Annotated in this window: 26 protein-coding genes; 15 read left to right on the top strand and 11 right to left on the bottom strand. The window is 63.2% G+C overall.

Going from position 1 to position 21,978, the window contains the following annotated elements; genetic code table 11:
* Nucleotides 1-14 precede the first annotated feature (14 nt).
* Entirely contained in the window at nt 15-1,148 is a 1,134-nt protein-coding gene (locus MesoLj_RS26350) for a metallophosphoesterase (RefSeq protein WP_202323086.1), read from the top strand.
* A 48-nt stretch (nt 1,149-1,196) separates the two neighbouring features.
* On the opposite strand, the gene MesoLj_RS26345 is transcribed toward MesoLj_RS26350, so the two are convergent.
* A complete protein-coding gene (locus tag MesoLj_RS26345; RefSeq protein WP_140768220.1) occupies nt 1,197-1,376 on the bottom strand; it encodes a CsbD family protein in 180 nt (59 codons plus the stop codon).
* 166 nt (nt 1,377-1,542) lie between these two features.
* Between MesoLj_RS26345 and MesoLj_RS26340 the strand changes: the two genes are divergently transcribed.
* The 9 genes from MesoLj_RS26340 (at nt 1,543) to MesoLj_RS26300 (ending at nt 7,170) form a co-directional block, all read left to right on the top strand.
* Nucleotides 1,543-2,988, top strand: a complete 1,446-nt coding sequence (locus MesoLj_RS26340; RefSeq protein WP_202323085.1) for a patatin-like phospholipase family protein — start codon at nt 1,543-1,545, stop codon at nt 2,986-2,988.
* 219 nt (nt 2,989-3,207) lie between these two features.
* Nucleotides 3,208-3,876, top strand: a complete 669-nt coding sequence (locus tag MesoLj_RS26335; protein WP_202323084.1) for a glutathione S-transferase family protein — start codon at nt 3,208-3,210, stop codon at nt 3,874-3,876.
* Between the two features lie 54 nt (nt 3,877-3,930).
* Nucleotides 3,931-4,254, top strand: coding sequence for a YciI family protein (locus tag MesoLj_RS26330; protein ID WP_202323083.1), 324 nt, complete (start codon nt 3,931-3,933; stop codon nt 4,252-4,254).
* 326 nt (nt 4,255-4,580) lie between these two features.
* The gene (locus MesoLj_RS26325; protein ID WP_010915421.1) at nt 4,581-4,790 is read left to right on the top strand and encodes a cold-shock protein; all 210 of its coding nucleotides are present in this window, start codon (nt 4,581-4,583) and stop codon (nt 4,788-4,790) included.
* Between the two features lie 359 nt (nt 4,791-5,149).
* A complete protein-coding gene (locus MesoLj_RS26320; protein WP_140768213.1) occupies nt 5,150-5,374 on the top strand; it encodes a hypothetical protein in 225 nt (74 codons plus the stop codon).
* Entirely contained in the window at nt 5,374-5,781 is a 408-nt protein-coding gene (locus MesoLj_RS26315) for a hypothetical protein (RefSeq protein ID WP_140768211.1), read from the top strand. Before MesoLj_RS26320 ends, MesoLj_RS26315 begins: the two co-directional genes overlap by 1 nt.
* 1 nt (nt 5,782) lies before the next feature.
* Complete coding sequence (locus MesoLj_RS26310) at nt 5,783-5,947, top strand: hypothetical protein (RefSeq protein WP_202323082.1); 165 nt, start codon at nt 5,783-5,785, stop codon at nt 5,945-5,947.
* A 4-nt stretch (nt 5,948-5,951) separates the two neighbouring features.
* Nucleotides 5,952-6,347, top strand: a complete 396-nt coding sequence (locus tag MesoLj_RS26305; protein ID WP_244735169.1) for a YkgJ family cysteine cluster protein — start codon at nt 5,952-5,954, stop codon at nt 6,345-6,347.
* A 211-nt stretch (nt 6,348-6,558) separates the two neighbouring features.
* The gene (locus MesoLj_RS26300) at nt 6,559-7,170 is read left to right on the top strand and encodes a LysE family translocator (protein WP_023766446.1); all 612 of its coding nucleotides are present in this window, start codon (nt 6,559-6,561) and stop codon (nt 7,168-7,170) included.
* A gap of 65 nt (nt 7,171-7,235) precedes the next feature.
* Here the strand turns inward: MesoLj_RS26300 and MesoLj_RS26295 are convergent, their stop codons facing one another.
* The 6 genes from MesoLj_RS26295 to MesoLj_RS26270 all read right to left on the bottom strand — a co-directional run bounded on the left by MesoLj_RS26295 (nt 7,236) and on the right by MesoLj_RS26270 (nt 12,597).
* The gene (locus MesoLj_RS26295; RefSeq protein ID WP_140768207.1) at nt 7,236-7,676 is read right to left on the bottom strand and encodes a TadE/TadG family type IV pilus assembly protein; all 441 of its coding nucleotides are present in this window, start codon (nt 7,674-7,676) and stop codon (nt 7,236-7,238) included.
* Nucleotides 7,673-8,278, bottom strand: coding sequence for a TadE/TadG family type IV pilus assembly protein (locus MesoLj_RS26290; protein ID WP_202323081.1), 606 nt, complete (start codon nt 8,276-8,278; stop codon nt 7,673-7,675). Before MesoLj_RS26290 ends, MesoLj_RS26295 begins: the two co-directional genes overlap by 4 nt.
* Nucleotides 8,275-10,347, bottom strand: coding sequence for a TadE/TadG family type IV pilus assembly protein (locus MesoLj_RS26285; RefSeq protein WP_244735168.1), 2,073 nt, complete (start codon nt 10,345-10,347; stop codon nt 8,275-8,277). Before MesoLj_RS26285 ends, MesoLj_RS26290 begins: the two co-directional genes overlap by 4 nt.
* A 352-nt stretch (nt 10,348-10,699) precedes the next feature.
* Complete coding sequence (locus tag MesoLj_RS26280) at nt 10,700-11,086, bottom strand: nuclear transport factor 2 family protein (protein WP_202323080.1); 387 nt, start codon at nt 11,084-11,086, stop codon at nt 10,700-10,702.
* On the bottom strand, nt 11,083-11,550 hold the full coding sequence (locus MesoLj_RS26275; RefSeq protein ID WP_140768200.1) for an OsmC family protein: 468 nt from the start codon (nt 11,548-11,550) through the stop codon (nt 11,083-11,085). The genes MesoLj_RS26280 and MesoLj_RS26275 overlap by 4 nt, the downstream gene beginning before the upstream one ends.
* 36 nt (nt 11,551-11,586) lie before the next feature.
* Entirely contained in the window at nt 11,587-12,597 is a 1,011-nt protein-coding gene (locus MesoLj_RS26270) for a zinc-dependent alcohol dehydrogenase family protein (RefSeq protein ID WP_202323079.1), read from the bottom strand.
* A 99-nt stretch (nt 12,598-12,696) separates the two neighbouring features.
* Here MesoLj_RS26270 and MesoLj_RS26265 point away from each other — a divergent pair, with 99 nt between their 5' ends.
* Nucleotides 12,697-13,305 carry a TetR/AcrR family transcriptional regulator gene (locus tag MesoLj_RS26265; RefSeq protein ID WP_202323078.1) on the top strand — a complete coding sequence of 203 codons (609 nt, stop codon included), beginning with the start codon at nt 12,697-12,699 and terminating at the stop codon, nt 13,303-13,305.
* Between the two features lie 165 nt (nt 13,306-13,470).
* On the opposite strand, the gene groL is transcribed toward MesoLj_RS26265, so the two are convergent.
* The 3 genes from groL to MesoLj_RS26250 all read right to left on the bottom strand — a co-directional run bounded on the left by groL (nt 13,471) and on the right by MesoLj_RS26250 (nt 16,585).
* Complete coding sequence (gene groL, locus MesoLj_RS26260; protein WP_065004977.1) at nt 13,471-15,126, bottom strand: chaperonin GroEL; 1,656 nt, start codon at nt 15,124-15,126, stop codon at nt 13,471-13,473.
* Between the two features lie 62 nt (nt 15,127-15,188).
* A complete protein-coding gene (gene groES / locus MesoLj_RS26255; protein WP_202323077.1) occupies nt 15,189-15,485 on the bottom strand; it encodes a co-chaperone GroES in 297 nt (98 codons plus the stop codon).
* Nucleotides 15,486-15,760: 275 nt separating this feature from the next.
* Nucleotides 15,761-16,585 carry a class I SAM-dependent methyltransferase gene (locus MesoLj_RS26250; protein ID WP_202323076.1) on the bottom strand — a complete coding sequence of 275 codons (825 nt, stop codon included), beginning with the start codon at nt 16,583-16,585 and terminating at the stop codon, nt 15,761-15,763.
* 87 nt (nt 16,586-16,672) lie between these two features.
* Between MesoLj_RS26250 and MesoLj_RS26245 the strand changes: the two genes are divergently transcribed.
* Nucleotides 16,673-17,524, top strand: coding sequence for a hypothetical protein (locus MesoLj_RS26245; protein ID WP_202323075.1), 852 nt, complete (start codon nt 16,673-16,675; stop codon nt 17,522-17,524).
* 30 nt (nt 17,525-17,554) lie between these two features.
* Here MesoLj_RS26245 and MesoLj_RS26240 read toward each other — a convergent pair whose 3' ends face one another.
* Nucleotides 17,555-18,181, bottom strand: a complete 627-nt coding sequence (locus tag MesoLj_RS26240) for a TetR/AcrR family transcriptional regulator (RefSeq protein WP_202323074.1) — start codon at nt 18,179-18,181, stop codon at nt 17,555-17,557.
* 125 nt (nt 18,182-18,306) lie between these two features.
* Between MesoLj_RS26240 and MesoLj_RS26235 the strand changes: the two genes are divergently transcribed.
* Genes MesoLj_RS26235 through MesoLj_RS26225 form a run of 3 tightly spaced genes read left to right on the top strand, consistent with a single transcriptional unit; the run spans nt 18,307 to nt 21,911 of the window.
* Nucleotides 18,307-19,491 (top strand): MFS transporter, encoded by a 1,185-nt coding sequence (locus MesoLj_RS26235; RefSeq protein WP_202323073.1) that lies wholly within the window; start codon nt 18,307-18,309, stop codon nt 19,489-19,491.
* Between the two features lie 12 nt (nt 19,492-19,503).
* The gene (locus tag MesoLj_RS26230) at nt 19,504-20,781 is read left to right on the top strand and encodes a D-arabinono-1,4-lactone oxidase (RefSeq protein ID WP_202323072.1); all 1,278 of its coding nucleotides are present in this window, start codon (nt 19,504-19,506) and stop codon (nt 20,779-20,781) included.
* Complete coding sequence (locus MesoLj_RS26225) at nt 20,778-21,911, top strand: alanine racemase (protein ID WP_202323071.1); 1,134 nt, start codon at nt 20,778-20,780, stop codon at nt 21,909-21,911. Before MesoLj_RS26230 ends, MesoLj_RS26225 begins: the two co-directional genes overlap by 4 nt.
* The last annotated feature ends 67 nt before the right edge of the window (nt 21,912-21,978 follow it).

Raw genomic sequence — 21,978 nt, 5'->3', positions numbered from 1 at the left:
CTGAAATTCCGCCGATGATGAATCACCGGCGGCCAAAATTGCTTTCACGACGCAGCTTTCTGATGCAGGCCGCCGGTCTTGCCACGGCTGGTGCGGTTTCACGCCCGGCGTTCAGCCAGACAGGGCAGCGCATCCAGCCCATCGACGCCACCTTCCTGTTCATCGCCGATATCCATGCCTGCCGCATGGCGAGTGGCTTGAGTCCCAACTGCCAGCAAGAGGGCAAGACCGATGCCGCACTGCTGCGCAATGTGGCGGCACTGAATGCCATCGGCGACAAGGACTGGCCTGCCGAGATCAATGGCGTCGCCACCCGGTTGCGTTCAGCGGGCCGCCGGATCGGCATGCCGCTCGGCCTTGTCATCGGCGGTGACATCACCGACGACGGCGGCGGCCAGATCACCCAGCCGAGCGAGGGTACGCAGCTGCTTCAATTCAGCCAGCGCTACAGCCAGGGCGTCGGCCCGGATCGCGTCCACATGCCGGTCTATATCGGGCTTGGCAACCACGATCTCGACCAGAACGGCCCGCCGCATCATGTCGACTGGTACCGGCGCGAACTGCGTGACTATGTCGAAGTCAACCATCGCGCCGGCGTGTTCTTCAAGCCGCCCGTGCCGGCCACCGACTACGATGTCGAGACCGACTGCTATTCATGGGATTGGGGTGGCCTGCATCTCGTCCAGACGCATCGTTTCGCCGGCGATACCGGCCATGGCGCCGATTCGAGCCTGCCATGGCTCAAGCAGGACCTGGCGACCTATGCGTCGGATGGCCGTCCTGTCATCCTGTTCCAGCACTATGGCTGGGACACATTTTCGACGGAGCGGTGGGATCCCGCCAAGCGGACCTATGACGATGGCGGCGCCGGTGCGCCGCACTGGTGGGGCGAGGCCGACAGGCAGGCGCTGGTGGCGGCGCTGAAGGGTTACAATGTCATTGCCGTCTTCCACGGCCATCAGCACGAAACCTCGCTGATCTACCGTCGTGACGGGCTCGACCTGTTCAAGCCGAAGGCTGCCTATATGGGAGGTTTCGCTCTGGCCAGGGTGACCAGCGACGGCATGGACGTGGTGCTGGGCGAGGCGACCGACGACCACGGCGAGATCGCTTTCACCAACGCTTTCAGCAAGGGCTGGAGCACATGAAAAAGGCGGCCTCGGGCAGCCGCCTTTTCCGATCTTCCCGATGCTGGATCAGAACGCCTTCCTGACCTTGTCCTTCACGTCGCCATAGGCCCTCTGCACCTTGCCCGCGACCTTGTCGGCCATGCCTTCGGCCTGGGTCCGCCGGTTGCCGGTGGCCTTGCCGGCTGCTTGCTTGATGGAGCCCTTGACCTGCTTGGCCACGCCGGCGACCTGATCCTTGTTCACCATTTCGCATCTCCTGGGATTTCGGGATTTTCACTCGCGAAAGGCAAACGGTCCAGCCTTGCTTAGGTTCCGCAGGCTGCAGGGTGCCGCCAGACAACTGGTTGCCTCTGGCGAGGCAATGCGGCTAGGGTCTGCGCGGGACCAGCCTACGGGTGGCCGGGGGAGTTCTATGCGTTTTCTGTTTCGCCTTGCCTTGGCGGTCGCTGTCTGCGTGCTGACGGCAGGTTGCATCGCCGACGATGTCGGACCGATCAACGTCCTGACATCCGAAGCAGGCCACCCTTCACCGACCTTCATCCCCGATCCGGGTGACGATGGTTCGACCGTGGTCGGCCTCGCCTTTTCCGGCGGGGGCACCAGGGCGGCTGCCTTCTCCTATGGCGTGCTGCAGGCCCTGGACGACATCGTCATCGACGAGCGGCCGTACCGCCGCACGCTGGTCGACGACATCAGGATGATTTCCGGCGCGTCCGGCGGCGCCATCGCGGCGGCTTATTTCGGCTACAAGGGCAAGGACGGCTACCAGGATTTTCGCAAGCGTTTCCTGATCCAGGACGCGGAAGCCGATCTCAGGACATCGGTGTCGCCGCTCAATCTCGTGCGCGCCTATTATGGCGGCGTCAATGACCGCAGCGGCTTCGCCAAATGGCTGAACGACCATCTTTTCGACGGCGCGACCTTCGAGGCGTTCCGCAAGCCGGACCGGCCGATCGTCTGGGTTAACGCGTCCGATATCTACAACCGCACGCCGTTCATGTTCACCTACGACACCTTCGCGGCTCTGTGCAGTGACCTCGACAAGGTGCGGCTGGCCGATGCGGTTGCCGCCTCCGCCGCCGTGCCCATCGTCTTCGCCCCGATCGTGGTCGCCGCCACCAAGCCGGATTGCGGTTACCGCAAGCCATTGTGGCTGAGCCGGGCGCTTGCCGACCGCAACGCCTCGCTCAGGCTGAAGGCCTACGCCAGCGCGCTCGATTCCTACCAGAACGCCGATCCGCTCGATTATGTGAAGCTGCTCGACGGCGGCTTGACCGACAATATCGGCGTCACCGGCTTTTCGCTCGAGCGCTCGGCCGCCGGCACGCCCTACGGGCCGCTGTCGCCTTCGGCGGCCGTTCGCCTGACGACGCTGATCTTCATCGTCGCCGATGCGGGCAGCAACAGGGATGTGAGTTGGGCGAAATCACTCCATGGGCCAAAGGCCTCGGAACTGCTCGACGCCGTGACCAGCACCACGCTTTCTTCCTCGGTGCGCGACGAATTCGATGCCCTGACCCTGGCCGTCTCGCAGTGGAAGGAGGAGTTGGTGCGCTACCGCTGCGCCTTGCCGACCCCGACGGTGGCCGCCTATCGAGGCTCGACGGGCGGCTGGAATTGCCGCGACGTCCGGCTCGTGGTGCAGCACCTGTCTTTCGCCGACCTCGATCCGGCGGTGCAAATCAGGCTCAACGCCATACCGACCCGGCTGAAGCTGCCGGTCGAAGAGGTCGACCTCACCATAGAAGCCGGACGCGAGGCGCTGCGCGTCAATGCCGATATTGCCAGCGCGGTCGCCGCGATCCGCGCCCGCGCCGGTGTTTCTCCTGGGGCGCAATTGGCTGCACAGGCAAACTGAGTTCATCGCCGGGTGAAAGCTGCAAGGCGGCCGAAACGCTTTGCTGCCATTGCGTTGCGTGGCTGGAACAGTTCATCGTTTCACGGAAACACCGAACTGCCCTAACTCTTTGTTTGGACTCAATTCCCAAGGGAAAGCGCTACGCGCTTTTCCCGGCAAAACCGCTACACACTTTTCCTGGAATTGCTCTAGTGTGACGAAAATTTGGGGGAAATCGCCTTGGCTGAATTCACGCTCTACATCGGCAACAAATGTTTCTCCTCCTGGTCGCTCAGGCCATGGGTGGCGATGAAGCATCTGGAGATCCCGTTCGAGGAAAGCTTCGTGCGCCTGCGGACGCCCGAGACCTTTGCCAATCTTGCCAAGGTTTCGCCGACCGGACAGGTACCCGTCTTGGATCACAAGCCGTCGCAGGGCGGGGGCAGGGTCGTCTGGGAAACCCTTGCCATCCTTGAATATCTTGCCGACCTGTTTCCGGACAGAGGGCTCTGGCCCGACGATATCGGCGCCCGGGCCTTGGCCCGCTCGGTGGCCACCGAAATGCATTCCGGCTTTCGCGAGGTCCGTTATGGCTGGCCGATGAATCTGCGCCGGCCCAAGGGCCACAAGCCGCTCGACGCCGAAGGCGAAGTGCAGCGCGCTCGCATCGAGGCCATCTGGCGCGCGTGTCGCGAAAAATACGGCAAGGGCGGCCCCTTCCTGTTCGGCCATTTCACCGCGGCCGATGCCATGTACGCGCCGGTCGTCACCCGCTTCGACACCTATGGCGGCGAACTCGCGCCCGACACCAGGGCCTATGTCGACGCCGTGCTGGCCACGCCGGCGATGCGGCACTGGTACGCGGAAGCGGCGAAGGAGCCCTGGCCGGAACCGGGGCCGGACGAATAGGTCAATCGAGGCGGAATACCGATGGCCGATTGACGGGGTTTTGGAGAAGGGCCGATGGCCAGCAACGACGGACCGCCCACAGCGCCATTGATATTTCATTGCCGGCTGATCCCGCCTCGACCGGATTTCGCCTTCACAATGACCGAGGAAGAAAAGGAACTGATGGGGCGGCATGCCGACTACCTGCGCGGCAAGCTTCGCGAGGGTAGCATGATCGTGGCTGGCCCGGTCGCCGACCCGGCCGGCCCCTGGGGCCTATTGATCCTGCGTGTCGGGAGCGAAGCCGAGGCAAGGGCCGTGATCGATGGCGATCCAGTGTCGCGTTCCGGCCGCGGTTTCCACTACGAGATCCTGCCGCTGATCAGCGCCATTATATAGCCAGGCTCGCGGCCCGGCTTCGGCCTCCTGGCACATACAAGTTGGTGGCGGTGTGGTGCGTGTTTTGACCTTGTCTTTCGGCCGTTTCGCCAGTTGAGGGCTCATGTCAAAGCAACCATAGATTGAATTCAGGCCGATGGAAAACCAGAAATTGACTCAACGGCAAAAGAAGCCTACAAGAAATATGTCGATATTTGTTTGACTGACTTTTGTTATCCGCGCACGCATGCGCGCCTTTGACGAACTTCCCCATCAAAAATCGAGACAAAAATCGTTGTGCATTCGCACCGCGATTAACGAATATTTGCCATGGAAAGGGTTCGTTTATGAGCACCGGCACAGTTAAATGGTTCAACGCCACCAAAGGTTTTGGTTTTATTCAGCCTGACGACGGCTCGGCCGACGTTTTCGTCCACATCTCGGCCGTAGAGCGCGCCGGCATGCGCGACATCGTCGAGGGCCAGAAGCTCGGCTACGAGATGGTCCGCGACAACAAGTCGGGCAAGATGTCCGCCGACCAGTTGAAGGCGGCCTGAAGAAAGAATTCAGCCCTCCCGGTGACCACGGATGTACTGGCACCGGTGATGGGCGAATTCGGGCGCATGGCCTCGGAAACCTGAGTTTCCAAGGCACATCATGCGCATGAACGGAGTGTTCCTGTGCATCCATCTGGATGTGCGGTACTCCTACGGAGGTCAGGCGGTGCCTGGCCTTTTTCATTTTACGCTTGTTGCCGCCGAAAATGCGCTGCGCGTCGGGCTGAACGTGCTAAGGAACGCCTCAGCAATTTGAATCCGCTGCCCTATTGCCCCAATGCCGTGTTGCTTCGTGCGTGGTCCTGACCGAAGAGCCGGTCTCGTCCTATCGGCACCAGGCTCCTGACAGGAGAAAGATTTTGACCGCCCATTCGAAGACCGCCGATCCGGCGGCGTCGCTGTTCAGCAGGACGCAAACCCAGTCAATGTCGCTCAACCGCATTATATCCGAGCGCGATGCCGTAAGCGAGGCGCGGGAAGCCAAGACCGCCCGTTTGCGCGAACTGCGCCTGGAAAAGGAAGCCGACGAGATGGCGGCGGCGGCAGCACTTGCGGTGCAGCCGAAACGAGCCGGAAAACGCTGATGGCCACCAAGCGCGTACCACAGACGCCGATCGCGGCCGATGCGACCATTGCCGACATGGTCGAAACCCTGGACAAGCCGGTCGAATACGTCCGGCGCGTGCTGGAAAAACTCGAACGCTGCAAGCGCGCCCACGGCGATGCCCAGGTGCGCGTTGGCGTGCGTGGCCGTGCCGAAGCCCCGAACTACCTGATCGAATATGTCCGCGAGGACAAAAAGACCCAGGAGCGGGTGACCTACCAGGATGCCGCCTATAGCGGCAGCACGCATCGTGAACTGGCGCCGCATCACATCGCGGAAGCCAGGAACTGGTCGCCCGAGGAAATGAACATCACGGCGGTTTCGGCGCTGATCGGCCGCTTGCGCAATCCGCGCGCACCATCATCGCGTTTCGCCGACGAGGACTGACATGGCCATTAAATTCTCCGCCAAGGACCAGCCGGCAACGCCGGCTCCCGCTGCAAAGCCAGCCAAGCCGGTTGCCGCGAAGGCCAGCGAAGCTGCCGACGCCGCGACCGATCTGTTCAAGTCGCCCGTTGAAGCGCCGGCGCGCAAGACGGCTAAGAAGAAATAGCGCCTTGCCGCAGGACGCCGATCGCAATTCTGCCACGCCAGGGCTGCTCGCCCTGGTAGCTGCCGCAAGCCTTTCGTCGTCGCAACGTGACACCGCTTCTGCCTTCGACTGTCAGAGCTGCGGCGCGTGCTGTTCCTATTCAGCCGAATGGCCGCGCTTCTCGACCGAGGATGACGCGCAGCTCGACCGCATCCCTGAGAAATATGTAGCCGCCGACCTGTCGGGCATGCGCTGCGAGGGCGTGCGCTGTTCGGCCTTGTCGGGCGAAATCGGCAAGGCGACCGCATGCGGCATCTACGAACTGCGTCCGGATGTCTGTCGCGCCTGCATGCCTGGCGACGCGGAATGCCTGATGGCAAGAGCCGCGCACGGGATGTCGCTGACCAATCTGTCCCCTTGAGGGGGGAGATAGCCGCGAAAGCGGCCAGAGGGGCGTACGACCGGGCTCGACGTTCTTCGTGACAAGAAGGAGGTGGGCGTTCCGCGCGCGGTGACCCCCCTCTGTCGCCTTCGGCGACATCTCCCCCTCGAGGGGGAAGATTGCGTTGCGCTTGTGCGGCGCCCGTTGGCCCGGTACCTTCCCGGCCGGGCAGGGCCGTGGAGGAACCGTCGTGAGCATCGAATTCCTGTTGACGTCGCTGATCGTCGTGGCTTCGCCCGGCACCGGCGTTCTCTACACGCTGAGCGCCGGACTTTCGCGCGGTGCGCGGGCCTCGATCATTGCGGCCTTCGGCTGCACGCTCGGCATCATCCCGCACATGGCGGCCGCCATCACCGGCCTTGCGGCACTGCTGCACACCAGCGCGGTTGCTTTCGAGACGCTGAAATATCTCGGCGTCGCCTATCTCCTCTACATGGCCTGGAACACGCTGAAGGAGAAGGGCGGCTTGAGCGTCGAGGACAATGTCGCGCCGCGCTCGGCCGGCAAGGTGATAGCCACCGGCATCCTCGTCAACGTGCTCAATCCGAAACTGTCGATCTTCTTCTTCGCCTTCCTGCCGCAGTTCGTCAGCACCACCGAGCCAAACGCGCTGTCGAAGATGCTGGAACTCAGCTCCGTCTTCATGCTTTTGACCTTCGTGGTTTTCGTCGGCTACGGCATCTTCGCCGCCTCGATCCGCAGTCATGTCGTGTCGCGGCCGATGGTGCTGACCTGGATGCGCAGGACGTTCGCGGGCGCCTTTGTCATGCTCGGCGCCAAGCTGGCACTTGCCGATCGGTAGCTCCACGCCCTTGTTTCGATGCGTGTCGCTCTCTCAAAACCGAGATCGCTTATGGGCGAACTGCATCAGGCACCCTGATTTGGGAAGCAAGCCTTGGCGCTGAGGTTGGGGCCATTCGCCAGCGAGGTCAGGAAGGCCGGCAGCACGGTCGCGAACGTGTAGGAGACCTGGACGCTCGAAAAGCCGGACAGGCCCGAGCAGGTGGTATTGTTGCTGACGGTGATGTTGGTCGTGCTCAGGACAATGCCGTCGGTTGCCGCCCTGTTGCTGATATAGCTGATGGCGCTGGCGGCGTTGTAGGCGCCGTTCTGCGTGCATCCGCTCTGCAGCACGCCGACGCAACGAGCCCCCGCGGCGGCGATTTCATTCAGCACGTGCTGCGCCCAGTACATGCGACCGAACTCGAACGTGCCCATCAACACCATCAGCAACGGCACCGACAGCAGCGCGAACTCGACGGCGTTGGCGCCGGATCTGTCGCGGAGGAACGACCGGCAACGGCTCATTGCGGCTGCACCACCGAGTTGACGGTGATATTGCCGTTGGTGACGATGCCGAAGCCGCCGAAAAGCGGCGTGTAGGGCTTGCTGGCCGCGATCGTCACGAATTTTCCGGCGATCCCGCCGGCACTGCAGATGCTGGCGCATGCGACCGGGGTGCTCCAGGCGACGGTCCCGGAATTGCCCGGGCAGTAGCAGAGGTCCGCATTCGCTGCCGTGCCGCTCTGGGTCGCCTTGGACGTGCTGGCGTCATACGCAATCGTCGGGCCGTTGTTGATGACGACCTGAATGTTGCCGGCATTGCCGCTCAGGCCGCTCGTCACCACCGTGGCGATGTTGCCGGCCAGTGCGCTGCCGCCGGAAGAGTTGACCTTGTCGCCATTGAGCAGCGCATAGTTCGAACCGGCCGAGACCGCCGAGCTCAGTTCGAACTTGGCCTTCAGTGAGCCGCCTATGTCGACGGTTCCGGCCAGGATGACGAGCAGCACCGGAGTGACGAGCGCGAACTCGACCGCCGACACGCCTGCTTTCTGACGCCGAAGGAAGTCCGTGAATGAAAGAGCCCCGCCGGCGAGCAGGCTGAGGCCGAGGCGTGACGGATTTCTCATTGCACGAGGCTCACCTTGCTGCTGGCGCCGGTGCTCGGGGCGGCGATGCATTCCGAAGCGGCCGCGGTCCCGCCCGATAGCGTGATGCGCGAGCCGATCATCTGCAGGCACTTGGTCGAGTCCGTTTTCGATCCCAGCACGCTCGAGCCGCCATTCATCACGATCGGGCCATAGGGAAAGTAGAATGCACCTGATATCTGGGCGTTGGAGCCGCCCTCGGCGAATGTCGCGCCGCCGGTGTTTGTGATCGCCGTCGGACCGATAACCGCCAGCTTCGCCGTTGCTCCAGCCTGCGGTGCGGTGAGCACGATGTTGCTGTAGCCGGCGGCGACGCAGAAGACATAGCCGTTGCAACTTCCCGAACTGGACTTGGCCTTGCCTGACAGCACAAGCGTAACATTGGCGCCGCTGACGCTGATCGTGCTGCCGTTGCAGTTGGCGCTGCCGCCGCCATTGCCGCCAAGCGCGAAATAGCCGTCCACTGTATAGACGCCGGCGCCGAGCAGGATGGCGCCCGAGCCGATGAAGTTGCCGGAGATGTCGTGTTGTGCCGCGGCGCTGACGACAAAGCAGCTGCCGCCGCCGCCGCCATTCACATTGCCGACGACCTGGAAGACGCTGCTCGCGCCGGTCGCATCGGCCATGATGGTCGTGGACCCGCCGCCGATCGTGATGGCATCGCCGTTGCTGCCGGGGCCGATCTTGTAGGAATTGGTCGTGCCCGAGCCGAAGGTGAGTGTCGAACCGCCGGTGTTGGTATAGCCGCCGGGCAGCTCGAAAACGCTGGGTCCGCCAAAGGTCAAGGTGGAGGTATTGCAGATGCTGACCTGCCCCGAGCCGCTGCAGGCGGTGTCGCTGCGGCCAATCTTGAAGGTGCCGGCTCCAAAGGTTGTGGTGGCACCGCCGCCGGTGGTCAAACCCTTGGTGAAGTTGAAAGTGCCGGCGCCAAAGGTGGTGGTCCCGGCGGTGGTCACCTGCTTGCCGAAATTATAGGTACCGGCCTTGAAAGTGGTCGTTCCCGCCGTCGTCAGGGTCTTGGCGAAATTATAGATTCCGGGACCGAAACTCGTCGTGGCGCTGGTGGTGAAATCGCCGGCGAAATTGTAGGTGGTCGTTGCCGCACCGTTCAGGGCGAAATTCAGGTTGATGCCGCCGCCGATAGTGACGGTCCCCAGATTGACGGTCGTCTTGCTGCCACAGCTGAACGTCCAGGTCGGCTGCGACCAGGACGCTGTACAGCCAGCGGCCGCAGCTGCGTTCATTGTCGCGGTCTGGTCCCACGCGAAGTCGATGTTGGTGCCGGTCGTATTGGTCGGAGCGGAAGGGGCGGTCGTCGCCGACAGGGCGGCCACGGTTGAAAAGCGGGCCACGGCGGCCGTGACCGCGGCATTGCCGGCCAGCGGGTCAGGGGTCGATTTCTTGGTGATCACCGCAGCCGCCCCGCCTGGGCCGGTGATGCCATTGCAGGGCTGGCTTGGAGCCGCGGCGGAATTATACTTGACGCCGATCGCCGAAATGCTGGTGCCGCAAGGGACGGTCACGGTGTTATTGGAAGAGACGGTGCATTTCGGCGCCGAGATCGAGGTGCCGCCGCTCAGCGTCACGCCGGTCTGCGTGCCGTCGAGCGCGAGCATGCATCCGGGCGTCTGTGGTTGCGCGCCGACCTCGGCCACCGAATTGGCGTAGATCTGCAACTGCTGGCGATCGTTCAGGATGCGGGCCAGGAACAGGGTCCTGTAGGTGTTGACCGACACCGAAACGGCGTTGACGCCGGCTGTCCTGGGGGAGGCAACCAGGCTGACCTGGACATTGGCGGCGGCGACGCCGTTAAGCACCGCGACGCCGACAGCTGTGGCAGTCATCTGGTCGGTGGACTTGTTGGCATTGTAGGCGAGCGCGCCTGCATAGGCCGACAGGTCGGCAACGCGCTGATTGTCGGCCTGCTGGACCAGCGCGGCGCCATATTCGGTGACCAGGGCGGCCATGCCGATCAGGACCGGCATCACCAGTGCCGAGATGATCAGGATGTTGCCGTCGCGGTTCCGCAAAAATCGCCGGAAAAATTGCATCGCTGGTTACCCGACACCACACGCTCGAGCAAACTCGCCTTGCTCTCACCCTTTAGTAATGGCGAATGTGTTAAGAAATATTGTCCGGCAGCTTTTGCAGGATCACTGAGAATTGATGGAAGTATCTGATTTTATTGACGAAACCGACCGAGGAATAGTCGGCCGTTCTCCTTGATGGCAGGGAGGCGCGCAAGGCGGCGCATCTTCGCCATCGCGCCGTGCCACGAATTGTCGTGTCGCACGCCTGGTGCGGGGAGCCGCGCGGTTTAGCCGATCCGCTCTCCCGTATTTGTCGTCATCCGGTTCCTGATGCAAAGCCGGCAGGAAATCTTCTGTGGGGTGGCCCGACGCTCTACCCCTTCACATAGCCCATCGCCTCGACGATCCGTCCGTGCGCGACGCGCATCAGGTTGACGCCGCGCAGTGAGTTGCCGTCGGCCATCCAGTAGCGCCAGCGGATGGTCGCGCGGTCGCCGGCGACGAAAGTCTCTTCGATGTCGAAGCGCGTGCCCGGCCCGGTGGCGATCGCCGACCACAGTTCGACGCAGGCGGCCTTGCCGGCGCGACGGGCACCGTCCGGCGCCGGCGTGGTGTTCTCGATCACGCAGTCCTCCGCCACCAGTTCGTGGAGCGCGGACGGATCGTGGCGCTGGAACACGTCGTTGTAGCGCTGCATGATTTCGGCCGTTTCGCTGGAGCGCTTTGCGGTGGCGATGTCGATGATGACTTCCCTGGTCATTGGATGGGTTCCTTCCTTTCGTGGTCAATGGCGGCGTCGACGAGGTCGGCCTTCAGCGAGATCGTGGCGACGCCGGCCAACGCCCGTGAGACGAGGCAGCCCGCCTTGGCCGATTGCGCCAGCCGCTCGAAGTCCTCAGCCGCCAGGCCGGCGACGCTTGCCTGCGTCTTCAGTTCGATACGGGTGATGGTCGGGCCGGCTGTCGTGGCGCGGAGATGCACCTGTGCGATCGTATGGATGCTGCCGGGCGTGCGGCCTTCGCTGTCGAGGACGGCGGCAAGCGCCATCGAGAAACAGCCGGCGTGCGCGGCCGCGATCAGTTCCTCCGGATTGGTGCCCGGACCATTGTCGAAACGCGAGGGGAAGGAATAGGCGCCCTCGAACACGCCGCTGCCCAGCCGCAGCCGGCCGGCTCCTTCCTTTAGCGTGCCCTGCCATTGGGCTGATGCTTCGCGGATTGTCATGGCTGATACTCCTCTCTGGTTTGGGGAATGCTGCTGTCACGCGCCGTCGATGACGACCTTGCCGAAGACGTCGCCCTGCCGGAAATGGCGGTAGGCCTCGCGCGCATCGGTGAACGGGAAGATCCTGTCGATGATCGGCTTCAGCCGATGCGCGGCGACGGCGGCGAGCATCGTTTCCAGCCCGTTGCGGCTGCCCACGAACACGCGGCCGATGGTGGCAAGGCTGCGTTGGTAGACGGCGGCTGGAATCTCCACCGATCTGCCCTTCTGGTCCTGCACGGTGAGCAGCACGATACGCCCGTAGAGAGTGCTGGCGATCAGCGATTGACCAAAGGTCGCCGGGCCGCCGGTCTCGACGACCAGATCGATTCCGCCGGTCTGCTCGCGCAGTTTCATGCCCCATTGCGGCGCGTTGGCGGTGGCGATGACGAGATCGGCGCCGAGCGCGCGGAGCCTGTCGGCCTTCTCGGTGCGCGAGGTGATGGCGGCGACACGGCAGCCCATGAGTTTGGCGAACTGCAAGGCAAAAAGCGCGACACCGCCCGAGCCGATGGTCAGAACCCATTGTCCGGGCCTTGGAGTCTCCGCGCCCGTCAACGCGCTCCAGGCCGTCAGCCCGGCGCAGGTGAGTGTCGCTGCCTCATGCCAGTCGAGATGATCGGGCAAGCGGACCGCCCATTGCTCGTCGAGCAGGGCGAATTCGCTTAGCATGCCGTCCAGCGTGCAGCCGAGCTGGTCGACCACGCCCGGATGCATGCGGCCGTCGATCCAGCGCGCGAAATAGCTGCCGGTCACGCGATCGCCGACGGCAAAGCGGGTGACGGCATCGCCGATGGCGACAACTTCACCGGCCCCGTCGCTCAGCGGAACGACGCCCTGGCGCGGCGTCAGCGGATAGGTGCCGTTGAGGATCATCGTGTCGCGCCGGTTGAGCGAAGTGGCGTGAACGCGCACCACGATCTCATGCGAGTTCGGCCGCGGCTGCGCCCCGTCGCGCATCACCAGGCATTCGGTGCCACCGGACCCTTCAAGACGATAAGTTCGCATGTCGGCTTCCTCTAATATGTAGACTGATCTACATATTATGTAGACCGATTGTCATATTAGGTGCAAGGCCTATAATGACCGCTGCTGACAGAGGTTGACATGGCGAACGACACTCGCACCCGCATACTCGACACGACGGCGCTGCTGCTCCGGAAGCGCGGCTATCACGGCACCTCGCTCAACGACATATTGAGCGCCAGCGGCGCGCCGCGCGGCTCGCTCTATTTCCATTTTCCCGGCGGCAAGGATCAGCTGGTCATCGAAGTGACGCGTGACAGTGTCGCCAAGGTGACGGAGAGGCTGGGCGAGGCGCTGGCCGCTGAAAGGGATCCGGCGGTGGCCGTCCATCATATCTACCAGTCGGTGGCGCGCATGCTGGAGGACAACCAGTTTTCGCTTGGCTGTCCGATCGCACCGGTGGTGCTGGACTCGCCGACCGACGTGCCTGAGCTGGCGGATTTGTGCCGCTCGGCCTTCGAGCAGTGGATAGGCCTTCTGCGGGAGGCCTTCGTCAGGGCAGGGGTGCCCGAGCGCCGCGCCCACGCTTTGGCATTGCTGGTCGAATCGTCGCTGGAAGGGCTTATGGTGATCGCCCGTGCCACGCGCGACCGCGCCCCGTTACACGCGGTCGCTGATGAGGTGGCGGCGCTGATTGAAGGCGCGGTGCTGGCTGGAGAGGTGGCGCAGCAAGCAGAGACCGCCGCATAAGAGAGCTATTGCCGGCCGGGCCAACCGCACAGTAAAAAGGGCGGCATCGCTGCCGCCCTTTCCGTATGCATAAGCCAAGTGGCTTGGATTAGAAGTCCATGCCGCCACTCAAGCCCGCTTGCGGGCTTGAGCAACGCTAGCTCATGGGCGTGCTTTATGGACTTCTTAGAAGTCCATGCCGCCCATGCCGCCCATGCCGCCGCCGCCCATGCCGCCAGGCATGCCGCCGCCAGCCGACTCCTTCTTCGGAGCCTCCGCGATCATGGCTTCGGTGGTGACGAGCAGGCCGGCGACCGAGGCCGCGTCCTGGAGAGCGGTGCGCACGACCTTGACCGGGTCGACGATGCCCATCGCGATCATGTCGCCATACTCGCCCGACTGGGCGTTGTAGCCGAAGGTCGCGCCCTTGTTCTCAAGGATCTTGCCGGCAACGATCGAAGCTTCCGCACCGGCGTTCGACGCGATCTGGCGGGCCGGAGCCTGCAGCGCGCGACGCACGATGTTGATGCCAGCAGCCTGGTCGGCATTGGCGCCGGTGGCCTTGATGTTGGCCGAAGCGCGCAGCAGGGCCACGCCACCGCCGGCGACGATGCCTTCTTCCACTGCCGCGCGGGTCGCGTTCAGGGCGTCATCGACGCGGTCCTTCTTTTCCTTGACTTCGACTTCCGTCGCACCGCCGACGCGGATCACCGCAACGCCGCCCGCCAGCTTGGCGAGACGTTCCTGCAGCTTCTCCTTGTCGTAGTCCGAGGTGGTCTCTTCGATCTGCTGCTTGATCTGGGCAACGCGGCCCTGGATCTCGGCCTTCTTGCCGGCGCCGTCGACGATGGTGGTGTTCTCCTTGGAGATCGACACCTTCTTTGCGCGGCCGAGCATGTTGAGGCCGACATTCTCGAGCTTGATGCCGAGGTCTTCCGAGATGACCTGGCCACCGGTGAGGATGGCGATGTCTTCCAGCATGGCCTTGCGGCGATCGCCGAAGCCCGGCGCCTTGACGGCGGCGATCTTCAGGCCGCCACGCAGCTTGTTGACGACGAGCGTGGCCAGAGCCTCGCCTTCGACGTCTTCCGAGATGATGAGCAGCGGCTTCGAGGTCTGCACGACGGCTTCGAGAACCGGCAGCATGGCCTGCAGGTTGGAGAGCTTCTTCTCGTGGAGCAGGATGTAGGCGTCCTCGAGATCGGCAACCATCTTGTCGGCGTTGGTGACGAAGTAGGGCGAGAGATAGCCGCGGTCGAACTGCATGCCTTCGACGACTTCGAGTTCGGTCTCGGCGGTCTTGGCTTCCTCGACGGTGATGACGCCTTCGTTGCCGACCTTCTGCATCGCTTCCGCGATCATCTTGCCGACCGACTCGTCGCCATTGGCCGAGATCGTGCCGACCTGGGCAACTTCCTCGGAGGTCTTGATCTTCTTGGCAGCCTTGCCGAGAGCCGCGACGACTTCGGTGACGGCCAGATCGATACCGCGCTTCAGGTCCATCGGGTTCATGCCGGCGGCAACCGCCTTGTGGCCTTCCTGGACGATCGACTGCGCCAGAACGGTCGCGGTCGTGGTGCCGTCGCCGGCGATGTCATTGGTCTTCGAAGCGACTTCGCGGACCATCTGCGCGCCCATGTTCTCGAACTTGTCCTCAAGCTCGATTTCCTTGGCGACGGTGACGCCGTCCTTGGTAATGCGCGGGGCGCCGAACGACTTGTCGATGACGACGTTGCGGCCCTTGGGGCCGAGGGTCACCTTCACCGCGTCGGCGAGGATGTTGACGCCGCGCAGCATGCGCTCGCGGGCATCACGGGAGAATTTTACGTCTTTGGCAGCCATTTTTAAGCTCCTGGCAGGGGCTTGGGGTAAGCCCGGAATTCAGTTGACGGTGAGGCCGATAATCAGCCGATGATGCCCATGATGTCGGATTCCTTCATGATCAGAAGGTCTTCGCCATTGAGCTTGACTTCGGTGCCCGACCACTTGCCGAACAGGATGCGGTCGCCAGCCTTGACGTCCAGGGGCAAGAGCTTGCCGCTTTCGTCGCGGGCGCCGGAGCCGACGGCGATGATCTCGCCTTCCTGCGGCTTTTCCTTCGCCGTATCCGGGATGATGATCCCGCCGGCGGTCTTGGATTCGGATTCGACCCGGCGAACGACCACGCGGTCATGAAGCGGGCGGAACTTCGACTTTGCCATTTTTTCTTCCTCGAATGAGAACGGTGAGAAACAGTTCCTCCGTCCGGCGAAGCCGGACATATGGTTAGCACTCACCAAGGGCGAGTGCTAACGTGGCGCTGAAATAGGCCGCCGACCTGCGAGAGTCAAGGCGCACGGGAAGGGGCAGTCATGGGAAATTTTTCTCGCGCTGACCGGCGGTGCCGAAAAATCCCGGTTGCCGCGCGAACTCCCGTTCGAATGCAGTCCTGTCAATCGGAACCCGGTATCCGAGGCACAAGCCATTTTCTGGAGTATCAAGATCGAACCACGGGCTGTTCTTCCTGCCGGCGCCTCGGCGATTCAAGCACCAGAAGCGGACAGCGTTCGGCCAGCGGGTAAGAGCCGCTCGGCACGACGCGCACCTGGTCGAACCAGGCGCTTGCCTCATCCAACAGCGTGGAAAGCGTCGCAAAACTGTACCTGGTTTCGGAACCTGCATAGACGTCGATCGTGTTGATGGACGCCATGCTCCATCCCGTCCGTGCGGCAAGGGCTTCGCGATCCGGAAACAGCCTGTCGAATGTTGCACGGATTGCCTGTACTTTGACGGTATTGTCGCCGTCGTCCGTCGTGCACGCCATCGCGATGCGCCATTTGAGCGCGTGAAAATTCTCGACCCCACCAGCCAGCACCGAAGCTTCGATGTCGAGCAGATCGTCCGCCGCGTCCGGCCGGGCGAAGACCCGGATCGCCGCACGCTTGCCGGGCTTCAGCACTCTTGCGATTTCGCCCAGCAGCGCATGGCGGGCGGCTTTGGAATCGACTGCCGACAGGCAGCCGTCGCCGATGACGGCGTCGAAACTGGCTTGTTCCAGGGGGAGGCTTAGCCAATTGCCGGCCATCGCCCTTCGCGAGGCGTTGTCGCCCGCCCACACGCCGGAAATCATGGTTGCCGATTGATCGATCGCCAGCATCGACCTGCCCAGGATTGCCAGTTCGGGTGTCACGCCGAGCAGAAGGACATCGGCATTCCCGAGATCAAGTTCGCGATCGAATATGTCGACGGTTTCCGCGGTCGGCCGGAGCGGCGCATCCAGGAGCTTCCAGTGCCGATGATAATTATCCCAATGATTTGGCATTCAAACCCGTTGGAGCCCAGGAAGGTCTGGCATCGAGCGATGAGAGCCGCTTAATGGAAGCGGGCATGGAAGCCAAGGGGAATTGCTGTGTCGCATATCGTCGTCATAACGCATGAGCATGACCGGTTCCTGGGCAAGCGCAATCTTATGTTGCGGAGGGGCAGCCCCTATCTGCTTTTCGATGTTCTGGAACAACTGAAGCGGCGCGGCCATTCGGTCCGGATCCAGCAAGGCCCATCAAAGACATACAATGCTGATATCGCGGTTCTGCATGTCGATGCGACCGTAACGCCCGCGGACCATGTCGACTACGCCAAGGGTTTTGCGTTCTGCCTCAATGTCGGGGCGTCCGATATCTCGAAACGGCGGATCAGCGGGGCTCTGATATCGGAAGGCGACGCCTGGCAGGGCCCGGTCATCGTCAAGAGTGACCTCAACAATCGGGGTATTCCGGAGACACTCCTCAACCGGCGATCGAGGCGCGCCGGGAAGCCGCCGCCTTTTCCGCATCTGCCAACCTTGCAACCCTATGAGGTCTATGGATCTCTCGGTGAGGTTCCGGACGGCATCTTCGGGAACGACGATCTGGTCGTGGAAAAGTTCATCCCGGAAAGAGAACCCGACGGTTTTGCGGCGCGTTTCTGGGTGTTTTGCGGAGAGCGCGAGCGCTGTACCCGCTACGTCTCGCCAAACAGCCTGGTCAAGGCATCCGAAACGATCCGGCGTGAGCCCGTCCCGGTTCCCGACGAAATGCGTGAGCGGCGGCGCGAACTCGGCTTCGACTACGGAAAGTTCGATTTCGTCCTGCATGAGGGCAGGGCCATTCTGCTTGATGCCAACAAGACCCCCGGCCGTCCCCAGAATCTCGCGAAGATGTTCGCGGCCGGCGCCGCCGATCTGGCCGACGGCTTCGAAGGCCTCATCCGTCAGGCAAGATAGGCTAACAAGCGGCTGAGGCCGACGCTCCGTCTAAAGAAACAGCCGTAACTGGGTGTGGATGATCGACCGGTAATCCTCGATGGTGCGGCGGCTTTCCGCTTCGCCCTCCGCGAGTGCCAGGCGCACCACGCCGCCGGCGAGCTGGAAGATCAGCAGAACGATGCGTTCGAACTGCTCGTGCTTCGGCGGCTCGATCAGGCCGATGACGTGGTCGCAGAACATCCTGGCCTGGTGCCGGGTTTCGGCGATGTCGAGATTCTTGAGCGCCTTGTCGGCCTGGATGGCGTTCTGCAGATCCTGGATGGCCGGATCGCCGGCGACGCGGCTGAGGTAATCGTCAAGCAGCCGGTCGGCCGCGACGATGACGTCCTTGGCTTCGCGGACATCGGCGATGATATCAGTCAGTCGCGCGCGGCTGACCTCCGAAAACCGCTCATAGAGCATCGCCAGGATCGCCGACTTGTTGGGGAAGTAGTGATAGACGGTGGCGATCGGCCCGCCCGCCAGCATGCCGACCTCCTTCATGGTGACGGCGTCGATGCCCTTCTCGCCGATCAGCTTCATGGTCGTCGACAGGATGGCGTCGATGCGCTCGCGGCTGCGCTCCTGCTTCGGCATGCGCCTCGGTTCGGTCGCTGTTCGCCTTGCTTGTGTCATGCACCGGTCTTTCGCTCGAACTGCCAAATTCTGGTTGACAAGAAATATGATCAAGTATCAGGTCCTGAAAATGCTGACAGATTGTCAGCTTTTCTGCCGTGCGGCAAGGATGTTGGGAGGCGCCTTTGACATCTGGTGACTCGCATACCGGAAGCGGCGACTGGCTGGTCGGCAACCCGACCGGCGGCCAGCTTGCCTCCGCCCTGTGGATCGGATCGGTCGGTCTGCTCATTCTCGGTATGCAGCCGGTTTTGCTCGGCGCCCTTTATACTGAGGGCCATGTCAGCGGCGATGAACTGGCACTGGTCGCCACCGCCGAGCTGATCGCCATCGCGATCGGTTCGGCGATCATCGCGACGCTGCTCTCGGCCCGCAACATGCGCTGGAAAAGTGCGGCCCTCCTGCTCCTGCTGGCACTGGCGAATGTCTGGACTGCCTATGCCGCCGGCGCCAACATGTTGATGGCGGCCCGCTCCGTGGCCGGCCTTGCCGAAGGCGGCCTTGTCGCGGTCGCCACCGAACTGATCGCCCGCTCGCGCCGGGCCGAGCGCATCGGCGGTTATTTCGTCACCATGCAGACGCTGGCGCAGTGCCCTCTGGCCCTGCTGCTGGCGCTCTATGTCATTCCAGCGGCCGGGTCGGCCGGCGGCTTCCTGGTTCTGGCGGTCGTCTGCATCCTGTCGCTGGGGGTCGCCTTCACTGTCCCCGCCGCCTACGCTGATCTGCCCAAGGACGAGGATCTGGCCAATGTGCTCACGGTTCCTTCGATCACGGCGTTGTTGTGCATCTTCTGCTACTTCATGTTCTTTGGCTCGATCTGGGCCTTTCTGGAGCCGCTTGGCGCCCAATTCGGCATCGACGGCCGCACCGTTGGCCTGATCGTATCGGCCAGCCTGGCGATGCAGGTTCTGGGCGCGATGACCGCGACTGTGTTCGAGGCGCGCATCGACTATCGCCTTGCCATAGCCGGAATTGGCACCGTCGCACTTGTCGCCTCGCTCATCCTCGCCAGCGGACCCGGCCTTACCACGTTCTGGGTCGCCGCCCTGGTCATGGGTTTTATTCTCCTGTTCATCGTGCCCTATCAGATCCGGCTGACGATCACGGCGGACGAGACCCGCACGGCCGTGCTCTTGGTGCCGGCCGCGCAGCTCCTTGGCCTGGCGGTCGGGCCGGTCGCGGCGTCGCTGCTCATTGACGGCAAGGATTTTCGCCCGGTTCCGGAATTCGCTGTCGGCAGTGCCTTGGCCAGTGTGCTGCTGCTCGGCCTGTTCGTCCTCGTCTCGCGGCACCGCCGCGCCGTTGCCTGACCGGGGGGTAATATGTCCAGCTGGAGCAACTGGTCGGGCTATGTCACGGCCGAGCCGCGGCTGATCGCCAGCCCCGCCGATGCCGGTGAAGTAGGTGATCTCATTCGCACCGCACCCGGCCCGATCCGCGTCGTCGGTGCCGGTCACTCCTTCACGCCGCTGGTGAAATCGCAAGGCACCATCCTGTCCCTGGAGAAACTGGAGGGGCTGGTCTCGCATGACGCTGAAAAGCATCAGGCGCGCGTGCGGGCGGGCACGCGGCTTGGTTCGCTCATGCACATCCTGCAGGATATCGGCCAGGGCCTGCCCAATATGGGCGACATCGACCGCCAGGCGATCGGCGGCGCATTGGGCACCGCGACCCATGGCTCGGGACCGACGCTCGGCGCCTATCACACGCAATTGGAGACGGTGCAGATCGTCGACGGGTTTGGCAAGGTTCGCGACTTCACCAGGGCAGGGGATCAGGACACGATCCACGCCATAGGCGTCGCGCTCGGTGCCTTCGGCGTCATGAGCGAAGTGACGCTGAACAACATTGCGACGTACAGGCTGCGCCGCCGCAAATGGGTGCTGCCGATCGCCGACATGCTGCGCGATTTCGAAACGATGATGAGCGCGCACCGGTCGGCCGAATTCTACTACATCCCGTTCTCCGGCCATGCGCAGTTCATCGCCAGCGACTTGAGCGACGCGGCGACCACCGCGCGTCCTACCGAGAATGACGAGGCCGGACTGCGGACACTGCGCCGGCTGCGCACCGGGCTCGCCTGGCTGCCGTCACTGCGCCGCCGGCTGATCCAGGGTGCCGTCGCCAAGGTGCCGGCCGAGGACTATGTGCAGGACTGGCTCAATGTCTATGCCAGCGACCGACAGACCAAATTCAACGAGATGGAATATCACCTTCCGTTCGAGGAAGGACCGAAGGCGCTGGCCGAAATCATCGAGCTGACCGAAAAGCGCTTTCCCGAAGTCTATTTCCCAATGGAGGTGCGCAGCGTCGCGGCCGATCAGTTCTGGCTCTCGCCCTTCTACAACAGGCCGACCTGTTCGATCGCCATCCACCACGATGCGGCGAACGATCCGTTGCCGTTCATGCAGGCGGCCGAGCCGGTCTTTCGCAGATATGGCGGCAGGCCGCATTGGGGCAAGATGCACAGCCTGAAGGCGGCGGACTTCAAGAAGCTCTATCCGCGCTGGGACGATGCCATGGCGGTGCGCCGCGACATCGATCCGCGAAACCGTTTCGTCTCGCCCTACATGGCTGGCTTGTTCGGCATCGAACCATGAGCGCCTATTTCGCCACTCTATCGCAGGCGCTGAAGCAGGCCGGTATCTTCCAGCCCTGTCTGGTGCTGGACCGCGACCGGCTGGACAGCAACATCGCCCTGGTGAAGGACAGGCTTGATCCCAGCCTTGCCGTGCGGCTGGTCGACAAGTCGCTCGCTTGCCTGCCGCTGCTTTCGCATATCGGCAAGACGCTTGGAAGCGATCGCTTCATGACTTTCCATCCGCCGATCAGCGCGGCGGTGCTGAAGGCGTTCCCGCATGCGGATCTGCTATACGGCAAACCAATGCCGGTCAGCGCGGCAAGAGCGGTGCTGGTGAAGGGCGACGCCGACTGGTCGCGTGTCTGCTGGCTGGTCGACAGCGACGAAAGACTGGCGGAATATGGCGCTCTGGCCGCCGAGCTCGCTATCGAACTGCGTATCGCCTTCGAGGTCGATGTCGGCCTGCATCGCGGCGGGTTTGCCCGCCCGGCCGAGATCAAGGCGCTGACGGTGCCGAAGGGCCTGTGTTGCGAAGGCATCATGGCCTATGAGGCGCATGCGCCGGAAATCCCCGGGCTGTTTGGCGGTGCTGCCAAGGCGTTGATGAAAGCCTCGGCGCTGGCGGCAGATTTCGTCGTGGCACTCGAACCGGATCAGCGCCGCATCCTCAACATCGGCGGCTCGAAGACGGCGCTGCTGCATGGCGCGGGCGTTGCCAACGAAGTCTCGATCGGCTCGGCTTTCGTCCTGCCCAGCGATTTCGACAAGCCGGGGCTCAACGGATTCCAGCCGGCCGCCTTCATCGCCACCCCGATCCTCAAGGCGGCCGATGCGGCGCTGCCAGGCCCGGTCTGGTTCTCGAAGGCCTTGCAGGCGCTCGGCCTCTTCCCGCGCAAAGGCTGCTATCTCTATGGCGGCAAGTGGATGGCCGAAGCGGTGTTCCCGGAAGGCATGAAACCAAACGGTCTGATGGGGTTTTCCTCCAACCAGCAATTCATGAGCCTGCCGGCAACAGCGCAGGTGAAGCCGGGGGATTATGCCTTTCTGAGGCCGACGCAGAGCGAGGCTGTGCTGCAGCAATTCGGGCCGATCGCGGTATTTTCTGGCGGCAAGATCGTTGATCGTTGGCCGGTGTTGCCGATGGGTTGAGGGGCGCCACTGCGGTCGTGATTGGCGCACCGACCCCGCGATGTCGTCATTCTAGGGCGGAGCGACG

It is taken from the genome of Mesorhizobium sp. 113-3-9, from assembly GCF_016756515.1.
In the GTDB taxonomy this organism is placed as follows: domain Bacteria; phylum Pseudomonadota; class Alphaproteobacteria; order Rhizobiales; family Rhizobiaceae; genus Mesorhizobium.
The sequence above is the reverse complement of the archived record's forward strand: the minus strand, read 5'-3'. Positions and strand labels throughout refer to the sequence as shown.

What these genes read in the sequence shown, in the direction of transcription:
- MesoLj_RS26250 (WP_202323076.1), bottom strand. Translation starts at nt 16,585, where the DNA reads ATGCCAAATCATTGGGATAATTATCATCGGCACTGGAAGCTCCTGGAT.
- MesoLj_RS26340 (WP_202323085.1), top strand. Translation starts at nt 1,543, where the DNA reads ATGCGTTTTCTGTTTCGCCTTGCCTTGGCGGTCGCTGTCTGCGTGCTG.
- MesoLj_RS26325 (WP_010915421.1), top strand. Translation starts at nt 4,581, where the DNA reads ATGAGCACCGGCACAGTTAAATGGTTCAACGCCACCAAAGGTTTTGGT.
- MesoLj_RS26225 (WP_202323071.1), top strand. Translation starts at nt 20,778, where the DNA reads ATGAGCGCCTATTTCGCCACTCTATCGCAGGCGCTGAAGCAGGCCGGT.
- groL (WP_065004977.1), bottom strand. Translation starts at nt 15,126, where the DNA reads ATGGCTGCCAAAGACGTAAAATTCTCCCGTGATGCCCGCGAGCGCATG.
- MesoLj_RS26315 (WP_140768211.1), top strand. Translation starts at nt 5,374, where the DNA reads ATGGCCACCAAGCGCGTACCACAGACGCCGATCGCGGCCGATGCGACC.
- MesoLj_RS26240 (WP_202323074.1), bottom strand. Translation starts at nt 18,181, where the DNA reads ATGACACAAGCAAGGCGAACAGCGACCGAACCGAGGCGCATGCCGAAG.
- MesoLj_RS26350 (WP_202323086.1), top strand. Translation starts at nt 15, where the DNA reads ATGATGAATCACCGGCGGCCAAAATTGCTTTCACGACGCAGCTTTCTG.
- MesoLj_RS26345 (WP_140768220.1), bottom strand. Translation starts at nt 1,376, where the DNA reads ATGGTGAACAAGGATCAGGTCGCCGGCGTGGCCAAGCAGGTCAAGGGC.
- MesoLj_RS26275 (WP_140768200.1), bottom strand. Translation starts at nt 11,550, where the DNA reads ATGACAATCCGCGAAGCATCAGCCCAATGGCAGGGCACGCTAAAGGAA.
- MesoLj_RS26285 (WP_244735168.1), bottom strand. Translation starts at nt 10,347, where the DNA reads ATGCAATTTTTCCGGCGATTTTTGCGGAACCGCGACGGCAACATCCTG.
- MesoLj_RS26270 (WP_202323079.1), bottom strand. Translation starts at nt 12,597, where the DNA reads ATGCGAACTTATCGTCTTGAAGGGTCCGGTGGCACCGAATGCCTGGTG.
- MesoLj_RS26330 (WP_202323083.1), top strand. Translation starts at nt 3,931, where the DNA reads ATGGCCAGCAACGACGGACCGCCCACAGCGCCATTGATATTTCATTGC.
- MesoLj_RS26230 (WP_202323072.1), top strand. Translation starts at nt 19,504, where the DNA reads ATGTCCAGCTGGAGCAACTGGTCGGGCTATGTCACGGCCGAGCCGCGG.
- groES (WP_202323077.1), bottom strand. Translation starts at nt 15,485, where the DNA reads ATGGCAAAGTCGAAGTTCCGCCCGCTTCATGACCGCGTGGTCGTTCGC.
- MesoLj_RS26290 (WP_202323081.1), bottom strand. Translation starts at nt 8,278, where the DNA reads ATGAGAAATCCGTCACGCCTCGGCCTCAGCCTGCTCGCCGGCGGGGCT.
- MesoLj_RS26265 (WP_202323078.1), top strand. Translation starts at nt 12,697, where the DNA reads ATGGCGAACGACACTCGCACCCGCATACTCGACACGACGGCGCTGCTG.
- MesoLj_RS26280 (WP_202323080.1), bottom strand. Translation starts at nt 11,086, where the DNA reads ATGACCAGGGAAGTCATCATCGACATCGCCACCGCAAAGCGCTCCAGC.
- MesoLj_RS26310 (WP_202323082.1), top strand. Translation starts at nt 5,783, where the DNA reads ATGGCCATTAAATTCTCCGCCAAGGACCAGCCGGCAACGCCGGCTCCC.
- MesoLj_RS26295 (WP_140768207.1), bottom strand. Translation starts at nt 7,676, where the DNA reads ATGAGCCGTTGCCGGTCGTTCCTCCGCGACAGATCCGGCGCCAACGCC.